Source organism: Lutibacter oceani, assembly GCF_003384935.1.
GTDB lineage: Bacteria > Bacteroidota > Bacteroidia > Flavobacteriales > Flavobacteriaceae > Lutibacter > Lutibacter oceani.
Genome location: NZ_QTTQ01000009.1, coordinates 285,721 through 299,606 on the forward strand (window position 1 = coordinate 285,721; position 13,886 = coordinate 299,606).

7 protein-coding genes are annotated in these 13,886 nt (G+C 31.6%); all 7 read right to left on the reverse strand.

The features are described 5' to 3' along the window. Positions 1–67: 67 nt before the first annotated feature. Positions 68–2,044: a protein-disulfide reductase DsbD family protein gene (locus BX611_RS01375; RefSeq protein ID WP_115877699.1), complete on the reverse strand. Its 1,977-nt coding sequence runs from the start codon at positions 2,042–2,044 to the stop codon at positions 68–70. 25 nt (positions 2,045–2,069) lie between these two features. Beyond that, positions 2,070–4,880: a M16 family metallopeptidase gene (locus BX611_RS01380; protein WP_115877700.1), complete on the reverse strand. Its 2,811-nt coding sequence runs from the start codon at positions 4,878–4,880 to the stop codon at positions 2,070–2,072. 231 nt (positions 4,881–5,111) lie between these two features. Next, positions 5,112–6,488 (reverse strand): TlpA family protein disulfide reductase, encoded by a 1,377-nt coding sequence (locus BX611_RS01385; RefSeq protein WP_115877701.1) that lies wholly within the window; start codon positions 6,486–6,488, stop codon positions 5,112–5,114. A 4-nt stretch (positions 6,489–6,492) separates the two neighbouring features. Then, positions 6,493–7,857, reverse strand: coding sequence for a thioredoxin-like domain-containing protein (locus BX611_RS01390; protein ID WP_115877702.1), 1,365 nt, complete (start codon positions 7,855–7,857; stop codon positions 6,493–6,495). Positions 7,858–7,921: 64 nt separating this feature from the next. Next, a complete protein-coding gene (locus BX611_RS01395) occupies positions 7,922–8,800 on the reverse strand; it encodes a DUF4465 domain-containing protein (protein WP_115877703.1) in 879 nt (292 codons plus the stop codon). Between the two features lie 19 nt (positions 8,801–8,819). Beyond that, entirely contained in the window at positions 8,820–10,274 is a 1,455-nt protein-coding gene (locus BX611_RS01400) for a RagB/SusD family nutrient uptake outer membrane protein (RefSeq protein ID WP_115877704.1), read from the reverse strand. A gap of 12 nt (positions 10,275–10,286) precedes the next feature. Further along, positions 10,287–13,754: a SusC/RagA family TonB-linked outer membrane protein gene (locus tag BX611_RS01405; protein WP_162880003.1), complete on the reverse strand. Its 3,468-nt coding sequence runs from the start codon at positions 13,752–13,754 to the stop codon at positions 10,287–10,289. Between the last annotated feature and the right edge of the window lie 132 nt (positions 13,755–13,886).

Consider the following 13,886-nt stretch of genomic DNA (forward strand, 5'->3'; position numbering starts at 1 on the left):
CAAATTTTAAAAAAGAAACACTCTAATTGATATAATCAGAGTGAATCTTTAACAATAAAAATCAATCTTATTTAAAGTTTGTTATTCCCTCTTTTAACCAGTTGTAATATTCTTCTACATCAGGGGTATATGCAATTGGGTCAATTAAATTTTCTTCATTATGATTCATTAGTACATAAAATGGTTGTGCATTTGCACCGTATTTTATCGTTTGAAATTCACTCCATTTTTGTCCAATGTATTTTAATTTTTTACCAGGATGAAGTTTTGAATCAATTTCTTCACCATCTGAAAGCTTTCTTTTATCATCAACATATAAAGAAATTAAAACTACATCGTTTTTAAGTATTGGAAGGATTTTATCTTTTGCCCAAACATTTTGCTCCATTTTTCTACAGTTGACACACGCATGTCCTGTAAAATCTAACATAACTGGTTTATTAACTTTTATAGCATAGACCAACCCTTTTTCATAATCGTTAAAAGCTAAAATATTATGAGGAGCCATAATATGAGCGCCATCGGGTATTTCAGAATGATTATTATCTGAAGACATTCCTCCATTAGTTTTAGTAAAACCAACACCGTAAGGTGATTCTGAGTAATGTTGCGCTGGTGGAAAAGCACTTATTAAATTTAAAGGCGCTCCCCATAAACCTGGAATCATGTAAATTGTAAATGTTAACGACAACAATCCTAAACTTAATCTTCCAACTGAAATATGAGCGCTAGGTGAATCATGCGGTAATTGTATTTTTCCAAATAAATAGAATGCCATGGTTCCAAAAATTGCAATCCAAATTGCTAAGAATACTTCACGCTCTAACCAGTGTAATTGTAACACTAAATCTGCGTTTGATAAAAATTTAAAAGCCAGTGCTAATTCTAAAAACCCTAAAACTACTTTCACAGTGTTTAACCATCCTCCCGATTTTGGCAATGAATTCAACCAACCTGGAAATGCAGCAAATAAAGCAAATGGAATTGCTAAAGCCAATGAAAAACCTAACATTCCAACAATTGGCCCAATTTGATTTCCTCCGGCTGCTGCTTCAACTAATAAAGTACCCACAATAGGTCCTGTACAAGAAAATGAAACAATTGCTAAAGCCAGTGCCATAAAAAATATTCCAACTATTCCTCCTCTATCTGCCTGAGCATCAACTTTTGTTCCCCAAGAACTTGGTAAAACAATTTCAAAAGCACCTAAAAAGGAAACTGCAAAAATTACTAATAGTAAGAAAAATATAATGTTGAACCACACATTTGTTGATAGTGCATTTAAAGCATCTGCCCCAAAAACAGCACTTACTAGCGTACCTAAAAGAACGTATATAATTACTATTGATGCTCCGTAAATAATTGCATTTTTAATTCCTGTAGCTTTACTTTTACTTTGCTTTGTAAAGAAACTTACCGTCATTGGTATCATAGGAAACACACAAGGTGTTAATAGTGCTGCAAATCCTGAAAAGAACGCAATAATAAATATTGTTAGTAAGCTTTTATTAGAAGATTTATCGCTTTTTTTGGTAGCAGTTTCTTTCACAACCACATTATTTTCTTCTTTAACTGAAGTTGTTGTGGTTATTTCTTTTCCTGATATTTGAAAACTTAAATCTACAAATGTTGGAGGTAAACAACTAGAATCATCACACACCATAAACTCAACTTCTCCTGAAATTTTTGAAGTATTTTCAGAAAGCATTTTAATTCGTTGTTTAAAAATAGCTTTATTTTCAAAATACTTAATTTTCATGTTGAAAACTACATCATTAACCGTATGGCCTTTTTCTTCGGAAGTATTTCCAACCAACTCATAATCATTTGTGTTTTCAAAGGTAAAAGTTGTTGGTATTGGACCATCTTCAGGAACATTTTGAGAATATAAATGCCAGCCTTCTTCAATAGTTGCCTGCATAATTAAATCATATTCTGAATCTGATACTTTTTCTACAGATGTTGACCATTTTACAGGCTCATGAATTTGAGCCTGACCAATACTACAAGCTATAAGTGCAAAAAATAAAATTACATTTTTCATTGTTTATGAGTTCTTTTTTAGTGCTTTATTTATTATCTTTTGGTTTAAATATAACTTCGAAAGATTGCCCGTCTTTTAGCACTTGTTTTGCTACCTCCTGAATGTCTTCTTTTGTCATATTGTTCACAATATCAGTAAAGTTTTTTGGGTCATTGATATTTTCATTGTATCTAAAGTAAGTTGTAAGCAATTGCATATCATAGTTATTTTTACCTTTTGATTGCTCGCGTTCTTTAATAAAGTTTGTCTTTATCTTATTTAAATCTTCTTCAATAATGTTACCTTCTGCTATTGTTTGTAATTCTCCATTAACAATCGTTACCAATTTTTCAACCAAATCAGGATTACAATCAAAACTAAAGGACACAGAGATTTCTGATTTTGGTTGCCTTGTAAAAAATGCATTTGCACTTGGGCTATATGCTCCTCCTTCTTTTTCTCTTACAGATTCAGTAACCCGTAATTGTAAAATATCCCCGAGTGCTCTAGTATATGTAGCTATTTCTTTTGAATAAGGTATCTCTTTTTTGTAACCAATATTTACGGTTGCCTTTGGATCTTCCATGGTTAAATAAACAGACTTATCAATTTTATTTGAAACCCATTCAGCACTATTGTCTTTAAAATTTTCTTTTATTTTTTTTGTAGGAATACTAGCTATATACTTTTCCAAAAGTGGTTTTAATTGCGCTTCATTAACATCGCCTACAATAAAAAATTCAAAATCTGAAGCATCAGCAAAACGGTCATTGTAGATAGCTTCTATTTTATCAAATGAAATTTCTGAGACATACTCTTTATTAAAAATACGATTTTTGGGATTGTTCTTACCATACAGTGCTACGGTTAAACTATCTCTCATTTTCTCATTGACATTCTTACTTCTTTTTGTGATATAATTATTTAAATTACTAATTAAAACCTTAAATGCCTGCTCATCAAATCGAGGTTTTACGAAGTACACATGAATCAATTGTAACATAGTCTCAACATCTTTAGTGTTAGATGACCCAGATAAGCTTTCATTTATATCTCCTAGGTTAATATTTACAAAAGCTGTTTTCCCAGCTAGAATCTTTTTTAAATCGGTTGATGTAAAATCACCTAATCCTGACATTTGGATTAACTGCCCCACAAAACTGGCAGATGCTAAATCTTCATCATGTAATAATGATGTTCCTCCATAGCTTATTCCTCTTAAAGAAACCTTGTCCTTTTCTTTATCAGCAAATTTATAATGCACTTTAATACCATTACTTAGCTCAAATTGGGTAGATTCAACATCTGCATTATTTACACTAGCAGCAATGGTACCCGCATTTATAATAATATCAGACATTAGTGTTTTCCCATGGAGCGATTCTACATAAGGCTCAATGGTTTGGCTTTTTTCTACTAAATCAATAATTTGCTTAGCTTGCTCTTCAGTTAAATTATCTTGACCTTCAACACCTGTCACGTTTAAGTATCTATTATTTTGAGCATAAAGTCTTTTAATAGTTTGATGAAGTTCATCATTTTCTAGATCACCAAAGATTTGTTTAACTAGCTCATATTCTGTTTTTATATCAGTAATAGTTTTGTTTTCCAAATAATTATTTTTTATAGCCTGTTCTATCTGACTGTGGCTAATATCATTTATCTTAGCTATTTGGTTTTCATAAGAACTTTTTATTTGAACCATGGATCTTTCAATTTCCGAAGGTGTAAATCCAAATTTCACAGCACGTTCAACTTCTGTCAAAACCGCCTTAAATGCATCAGCCTGCATGTTTTCTTTAGGATAAATACTAACTGTAAAAACTTTGGATGTTCTAGTCATAGAGCCGTACTTGATTTGGGCACCCAAAAAAGGAGTTTCAGGCTTTTGGGTTTGTTCTGAAATCCTAGCATTGAGCATACTTTTTGCCATTGATTCTAACAAATCCATTTTTAAATCGGCAACGGTTTCTCTATTTAATGATTTCTTATGACGAACGCCTAATTCAATAGACGCTGTTGATATTTCTGAGTCTAATCCTAAATAATACAACATCCCTTTATTATCAGGAATATCAACTACATAACGCTCTTTTGGGTTTTCTATGGCTGGAATTTCTGAAAACATATCTATGATTTTTGCTTCCACCTCCTGAACATTCACATCGCCTATGATGGCAATGGCCTGTAAATCGGTTCTGTACCAATCATGATAAAAATCGCGGAGTGCTTTATAATCAAACCCTTCAACTATGGACATTAACCCAATAGGCAATCGATTAGCATATTTTGAATGGTTTAATGTGATAGGAAGTGAAGTCTTAAATAAACGGCCTCTACCACTTTGACGTGTACGCCATTCTTCTTTAATAACACCTCGCTCAGCATCGATTTCTTCCTCAGTTAAGAGTAAGTAATTTGACCAATCACGTAATACTGTTAAACAAGTGTCAATAAGGCCATCTTTTGTAGGAATATTACTTAAATTGTATACGGTTTCGTCAAATGAGGTATAAGCATTAATATCTTTCCCAAAAACGGCTCCATGCTTTTGAAGCGTATTTAATATACCCTTCCCAGGAAAGCTCTCTGTGCCGTTAAACGCCATGTGCTCTAAAAAATGTGCCAACCCTTGTTGATCCTCATTTTCTAAAATAGAACCCACATTTTGTATTATATAATAACTTGCTGCATCCTTGACTACATTGGTGCTTTTTATATAATAGGTCATCCCATTAGGTAATATCCCTTTTTTTATAGTTTGATCCACAGCTAAGGGCTCATTTAAATTTTGAGCATTATTAAAATTTGGAAAAAGGAAGAATGAAATAAGCGTAAAAAAGAAAATACGTTTCATATAGGTAATATGTATAATATTTATAAATTATTAAATGTTGTTTTAAAAAAAAGGGCTTTCTACAGCCCTTTTTTTATTATTTTTTCAAAAATTGATTAATTAATTCAAACATCTATTATGAAAAAAAATATTTTAAAGGTTATCTATTTAGTAAGTGATAAAAACTTGACTCTACCCCTATTAATATTTTGTTAAAATTTAAAGACTATTGCTTTGAATAACTTTCCTTTTTTATAACTCTAGCGAATCAAACAATTCAATAAGTTTTTCATCAGAAGGTCTAGGAGCACTTGCTTTTATGATGTTCCCTGCTGGATCTAACAAAATAAAACGAGGAATACCCGATATTTTAAAATCAGCCACAAATTGTGATTTAAAGTCTTTATCGGCAATTACTTGAATACCTCCTAGTTCTTTATCAGCAACCATTTCTTTCCATTTATCTTTATTTGTTTGTTGATCTACTGAGATGCTTAAAAATGCAATGTTTTTTTCATGGTATTGTTCTTCTATTTTTTTCAAAAATGGAATTTCTTTTTTACAAGGACCGCACCAAGTGGCCCATACATCAATGTAAACATATTTGCCTTTAAAGTCGTTTAAAGAACTAGTTCCTCCTGCATAATTTTCATAATTTTCAAAAGTAGGAGATGGTTGTCCCGGATCTAATACTTTTAAAATTTCAAATAAATCTTTGGCTTTGGCTTTATGTGTTTCATTGGTGGATAGTACTAAAAAGTCATTTAAATCTTTTTCCTTTTCTTCCGAACGAGCTAAAGTCATAACAAGATCATTATACATCTCGACATTTCTTATTTTTTCATTTTTTATTTCTGAAAATGCTTTAGCCTGAGCTTCTTTATAGGGTAATGAATCTTTACTATAATATTGGTACATTTTTCCAGAAATATCTCTATGTATCAATTGATTGTACTCTGAAGAGTAAAGAAAATCATCTCCGTTATCATAAGACATATTAACTATTTCATTCATAAAATCATCAGAAGCATTGAAGTTCTCAATTTTAGCGTAATACCTGTGCATTCTTTCATAACTTTCTTTCTTATAGAGTCTGCCATAGTTTATTGCACGTAACTCGCTTGCTTTTATATTTTCAGGAATATTAGCTATAGCATTTAATTTTTCTTCATAATCTGCTGCTATATCTTTAACTGTCTTTTCAAAGGCATGTTCATCTACATTATAAGTATCTTTTCTGTTCTCCATAAAATTGAAATCAGTTTTTGCTTTATATGCAAAATAGTTGTTCAATTCTTGGTTATCTCCCGTAAAGGATATTGTATTTGCAAATTCACTATTATCTACATTAAAATGTATTTTAGCTCCTTTGCTTAAAAATGGTGAAATTCTATTTTTTTCAAATATTAAGGTATGTAAACCATCTTCTTCAATATAAAGGGTATCTGAAACACTACCATCGCTTTTAACCGTAATGGTTTTTAAGAAACCGTTTAAAGTAGTGATGTTTAGATCACCTCCTTCTGTATTACTAATGTTTCCAGAAAGCAGCACATAGTCTACTGGTATTTCTTGTTTACAAGAGAATAGGAAGACTGAAATTAAGATAAGTATGATGTTTTTTTTCATTTTATTATATATTTTTTTTAATTAATTCTTCTAAATCTCTAGATATAGGTGCTGGAGCAAATACATCTACAATATTTAAATCTTTGTCAATTACAAAAAAGCGCGGAATACCTGTAACTTTATAGTTTGTAAGATCGCTTCTTTGGATATGAAACTGATTTCCTTTTGGCTCATGAGTTTCAAAGTATGTACGCCATTTTTTTTCAGTATCTATAGATAACGAAATGAATATTAAATTGTCATTATCTTTATATTTTTCTTGTAATGCTTCAAAATTAGGTTTTAAACTCATGCATGGACCACACCAAGTAGCCCAAAGGTCTACTACAATTAGTTTACCTTTGAAATCACTAAGTTTTATTTTGCTACCATCTAATTTGTCCATAATTAAGTCTGAGGCAGGTTGCCCGTTACTAATGGATTTGTACTGGTTTTGCTCTTCTTTTATGGCTAATAAATAATCTGGATTTTTAATATTTTTTAATTCAGTATTTAATTTTTCAATAAATGAATTTGTATACCCTTCAATTTTAAAGCCATTGATTAAATCATCGGTTAAAATGTATTCTTGTAACTCTAAACTAAATTCAGGCAGGTTATATTTTGTTTTAAATTCTTCTTCTTTAAGCTCGTCTAAAACAGTTTGAAATACTTCCAGTTGTAAATATTCAATATTATTAAAATCGTCCAAAAAGTTTTTTACATAAGGAATAAAATAATCTTTTGCTTCTTGAGTTAAGGAATCGATATCCTTTCGGACAATTTCACCATTACGTGCTTTATTGTAAAATAAATATTGTACTTTTTGTAATGAGTTAACATAATCGAATTTTATACGTGCTTTTTCTAATCTTTTAAAATCTTCTGATACTTGGTCTAAATCATTCAATGATTTTAATCGTTGGATAACTTCTTTTTCGAAAACTTCAGGGACATCCTTATAGTCGTTTATTTCTGACGAGGCGCTTTTAACACCCCAGTATGATCCTGCCATTGGGTAGGTTACTTGAGAAAGATAATTGTTTGCCTGAGCACCTTTACCCTTAAATGTGGCTGTTTCACGAGTTTCACCATCCAAAGTAGCCACAAGGCTATCTCCTGGAGACAAGTAAAAAAAGGTACGTCCTATTTGAAAATAAGAAGGTTTGTTTAACGTAAATTTGTAATTAAAAGTTGTATTATTAGTTAATGGAATAGCCTGAACTTCATTTTTAAACAATAAGTTTTCAGAAGTTATATTGGTCATAAACAGCGTGTCTTGCTCAACATTAGCATATACTCCGCTTAGCACAACCGTATTATTAATAGTGCCGTTTTTACAGCTAACACAACTTATTAACAATGCTAATAAATAAATGGATTTTTTCATATTAAATATTACTATTTTTTTAAGCAAGTAGTAACTGGGGTTACTACTTACTATTTAATGTCTATTATTTTATTAGACGAATACCGTCTAAACAAAAATATGGAGGGTAAAACATGTTTCCTTGGTCATCTACATAAGATGATTCCATTTTAAAAAGTACTTTATCTACGGTTCCAAGACTTGTTAAATCAACAGGTACCCAATCATTTACAACAAATTTATAATCTGGATTATTAGGGTCTGCATTTTCATTAACAGCCATATAGCGATCTATACTTCCTGTAGTGCTTCCATTTAAAGAACCTTCAATTACCAATTTCACATAACCTCCTGGAACATCGTAAATTTTATCTACATCAACATCATTAGGTCCAGGCAAATAAAATTGAGAACTGCTTGAATGAAATTTCTCAATTTTTGGATTTTTACCTGTATAATTAGAACCATAAAATTCAAGTAAATACGAGTATGTCGTATTCGTAATAAGCACATGTTCAACTACAGCTGGTGATGCTAAGGTAATATATGCATTATCATCTTGGGCATGACCAACAAGGTAGTTTCCAACTGGATTTACGTACCTTGTAAATGCGCTAAAACGACATGAATCGATTGCTGTTTGTTTATCTGCAGCAGATACACCTCCTATAGGTCCAAAAGTTGGACTTAAACTCCAAGGAAATGATCTCCAACTTTTATTTGAAAGCGCAAAACCAGAATAGTTTCCGTTTCCATTATTTACTATGTTTGCTGTTACATCTCCAGAGGTAATAGGCGCATCTGGTATGTTATACGTAAACCTTCCTAATGATAATTCATTAAACGTAACGTCATTAGGGACAGGAACAATGGATTCTAGACTTGTTTCCTCACATGAAACTATAAATATAAAACAACTTATAATAGAGAAAACTTTTAATATGTTAATGTGTGTATATTTCATAATATTATTTTATCTTAAATTAATTTAAATCTGGATTTTGTTTCATCAATTCATTGGTAATCATTTCTTCGTCTGGTATTGGCCAACAAAGTTTGTTTTCTAATAATCCTTCTCCCTTAATTGTTTCAATCCATTGAGATCCATTTTTATGGAATCTTAACGACGCAAAAAACTCACTACCATTTTCTAAAAATGTTTCGAAAAAGTATTCGTAAAATATAGCATCCATTAATTCTTCGCTCGTTGTTGGATTTAAAGCTGAAAGCACTGGGCTTGTTCTTTTTGACCTCATTGTATTGATTGGTGCAATTGCATCGGAAACTGAAGCACCAGTACGTGCCAATAATTCAGCTTTCATAATATATAACTCTGGGTATCTAAAGTAATAAGAGGCGTAATCTTCATATGTTCCTCCACTAGCAAATGAAGTAACACGAGCTACTTTTGACCAAGACAAAACTTTACCTGAATTACCCCAAGTATTGCCCGTAACAACGTTCCAACGTGGGTCAGCTTTAAACAAATCAACACCATAATTTAAACCAGCCGTACTATTATCTCCATTTTCAATTACAATTTTTCTATAGTATTCTCCTGAAGCAGGGCCTCTTTTACCGGCAGAATAATCTCCTAAGTAATTAGCAAATAGGTTTTCGGTTGAATTCCAAGATTGATCATAAACATCTTTAAGAATAGGAGACATCCCTAATCCTGCAGCACTTGAAGAAAGAACCTCATTAACCAAACCAAGAGCTTCTGTAAGAGCTGGAACATCATTAACATTATTATACGCTCCTCTATAAAGTAGAATTTTTGCTTTTAATGCTTTAGCAAATTCTACTGAAATGTATTTTGGAGATGAGTAGCTTTTTAAATTCTCAATTGCAAAATCTAAATCTTCGTATATGTATTTATAACTATCCCCAACATTTAAACGCCCTTTAACAATATTTGAGAGATCAGACATTTCATCATGGTATAATAAACCAAACTCATCGTTATCATCTGCCCACCAGTGACCAAAATTCCATAAGATATTGATATGTGCCCAAGCTCTTAAACAACGAGCTTCCGCTAATAAAGCATCACGTTCAACTTCATCTTGAACTAAACTATCGTCTAATCTAGGAATACCATAAATAGCAAAATTAGCTCTATTTAAGGTGGTGTAGAAAGCTTTCCAATAGTTTGCAACTCCTGGTGCGTTATCTAATTGACTATAACTCATTTCAAAGTCTGCAAGTCTCCAATTAACAAAGCCTGATTTTGAAGCTTGAGCGACATACAAACCGCCACCCCAAGCATCTCCTTCTAAAGTAGCGTAACTACTACCAACTGCTGCTCTTGCTTTAGCTAAAGAGTTAATTGCATTATCGGTTGTTACTACATAGTACGGATCTTCATTTAAAAAATCACTACATGAGAATAAACTCATACCAATGATTAAAAGTAATATATATTTTATATTTTTCATGTTTTATGATTTTTAAAGTTTAACTTTTACTCCAAGACTATAAATGCGTGATGAAGGATACGTACTAAAATCAATAGCCATACCAGCACCAATTTTTGAATCAGAATAATTTCCTTGAGGGTCAAATCCAGGGTATTTTGTTAAAGTAAATAAATTTGTTCCTTGTAAGGTTAAATCAATTCCTTTAATAAGTCCATTTTTTAGAAAATCATTTGATAATTTATAAGAAACATTAAGAGCACTTAATCTTAAGTAAGATGCATCATACAAGAAGAAATCAGAAAAGTTTCTAAATCCAATTCCCCCAAAAGTCATACGTGGATATAAAGCCTCACTTGGGCTTAATAAGGTAGCACTTTGCCCTGCAATAATATTGCTTTGGTTATAAAATGGTTGTACAGTTTCATAATCATTATATGCTAATTGCCAATATCTTTTATGACCATAGGCATAGGTAAAGTTTGCATTTACCATAAAGCTTTTGTGTTGAAATGTAAGTCCAAAACCTCCAAATCCTTTTGGAACTGAGCTCCCTAAATTCACCTTGTCTTCATTATCTATTAAATTATCCCCATTTTGGTCTATATAGTACATATCTCCTGCATTAGTCTGAAAACCACTATAAGGTTCTATTCTTCCAGTTTCAGCTATAGCGAAGTTTAAAGCAATTGCCTCTTCTGCTGTTCTATAAAGGCGTCCTGCAGTTTGTAATCCAAACCATTGTCCCATTTCTTCCCCAACTTCAAATTTTATCAAACCATTACCAACACCGTTCAATGATAATTCTTCATCAACTCCGTTAAGGTCTATAAGTTTACCAACATTTTTAGAATAATTGAAATTGAATGATAATCTATTATTTGCATTTCTTATAATATCATAGTTAATATCAAATTCAACACCTTTATTTTCCACAGATCCAACATTCGCTCTAATATTAGCAAATGAACTACTTGGGGCTATAGGTAAGTTGAATAACAATTTTCTACTGTTTTTTTCATAAATACCAAAAGAACCTCTAATTCGGTCATCTAAAAATCCATAGTCAAGTGCTAGATCAAACATTTTTGTTTCTTCCCATTGCAAATCAGCATTACCAATATTTGTAGGTTTTAAAGTAGATAAACCATCAAACTTAGTCCTAGCATCAACACTAGTAATGTAATCATAATTCCCTAAATTTTGAGAACCTGTTAAACCCAAAGAAGTACGTAATTTTAAGTAAGATATATATTTATCTATGTTACCATTTTTCATGAAATCTTCACTTGAAATTACCCAAGCTAGAGCTCCTGAAGGAAAAACACCCCAACGTCTATCCGCTCCAAAACGAGACGAACCATCACGTCTAATTGTTCCAGAAACAATATAACGATCATCAAATTTGTAGTGAACTCTAGCAAATTGAGAAATTAATGCGTTTCCTTGTATCTCTTCTACAGGAGGACCAATAAATCCTGAAGGCCCATTTACAGATCCAAAGTTATTTAAAATTTCATCATCAGGAAAACCTGCTAAATACAGTTGAAAATAATCTCTTCTGGTCTTTTCCATAGAATATCCAGCCAATATTCTTAGGTCATGTTTGTCTATTAAACGCGCATAATCTAATGTATTTTCCCAAACATTAACTGATAATTTTGAATCCGTTTTGCTTCTATAACCGTCATATTGTCTATATCCTCTACTATCCCTTCTATTGTACACTAAAAAATCACTACTTACATAATTATTTGTAAATGCTGTTTTAAATGTAAAATCATTTAAAAATTTTATATCAAGAAAAGCAGTTCCACTAACCGATACTCCTTTTGCGTGCCTTGTATTTTTTAAACTTGCATATGGGTTTTCTGAATTAATATCGTTCGTCGCTTCATACACGTCAAAAATTGAACCATCTTCATTAAAACCAGGCATATCTGGACGTGTCTTCTTTAATACATCAAACAAATAATCTTTATCATCTGTATCTCTTGAAGATCCATTTAAATTCATACCAAATTTAAGGTAATCGTTTATGTTTGTTTCAAAATTAAATCTACCGCCTATAACTGTACTTCCTCCAGATTTTACAATTCCTTCTCTATCATTATAGCTAAATGAAGAATAGTATGTTGTTTTTTCACTTCCTCCTTTAACTGAAAGTCCATACTCATGGTTTATTGGAGTCTGAGTCATTTCTTTAATCCAGTCTGTATTCCCATCTAAAAATGCATTTGTATTCAATACTAAATCACTTGCATCATATTCACTAGTAAGAAGGTTTTCGAATGCTTGCTCATCTAATATCTGTGTAACTCCATTAATCATATAACCATAGGCCAATGTTCTTAATTTAGCAGCAGCTATAGAAAATTCCTTGAATTCCTCTTTATTAAAATAGTCATAACCATTTAAATCTTGTGTTTGAATTCCAGTTCTTGATGAAAACTCAATAATTGGTTCATTACTTTTACTACCTTTTTTTGTAGTAACAATAACCACCCCATTTGCAGCTCTCGAACCGTATACAGCAGTAGCAGAAACATCTTTTAAAACGTTCACACTCTCTACATCATTTAGATTTAAATTGTATAGTGTATTTCCAATATTATTAGTAACATCAATACTGTTAAGATCACTAGATCGAGGAATATACTGAGGTACACCATCTACAACCCAAAGAGGTTGGTTATCTCCAGATAAAGAAGATGCTCCACGAATAATTACACTTATTGGAGAAGTAGGAGAAGATGATTGGATAGCTACATTTACACCTGCAGATCTACCTTGAAGCACACTTTCTACAGTTGAGCTCATTGCCCCCTGCTCTATACCTTCTCTACTAATATTTGTAATAGAACCCGTTAAATCTCTTACTTTAGATTTTCCATAACCAATTACTACAACTTGATCTAGTTCTGAAACATCTGCAAGCATTTTAACCTCAATAACTGTTTGGTTTCCCACTACAATTTCTTGAGATTTATAACCAATATACTTGAAGACAAGTATTGGATTTTCGATTTTCGAAAAAAAAGTAATCTGGTAGTTTCCATCAAAGTCTGATACGGAACCTATTTTTGTATCTTTAATAAAAATATTAACTCCAGGTAATGGCATACCATCTTCATCAGTTATAGTTCCTGTAATCTTTCTAGTTTGTTGCGCTAAATCTATTGTATCTAGCGCCATTTTTTCCTTTATAACGATAGTGTTATTTTTAGAAAATTCAATGCTAAAATCTACACCTTCAAGTATTGAACCTAATAGGTCGTTAGTTTTAAAAATTCCTTGTTTTAGATTAACTTTAGGGTAACCTTTAAACATATCGGCTTTGTAAATAAAATTGTAATCCGTTTGTTGTTTGATAATTTTGAAAACATCATCAATACTGACAGTTTTATCTTTAGTTATATTAACTTGTACGTCCTGAGAAAACAGAGTTATAGGAGATAAGCTAAATGCCGTTGTCCAACAAAGGAAGATTAGTGTTCTCATAATAATGTGCAGTGTTTTATTTTGCTTTAAGCAAAAAACTTTGGTTAATTTAATTTTCATAAATTTGCATGTTAGTTAATTTATTAATTAATGTTTAGGGGGGGGGAATAAAGGTTTGGCTAGTGGAATATT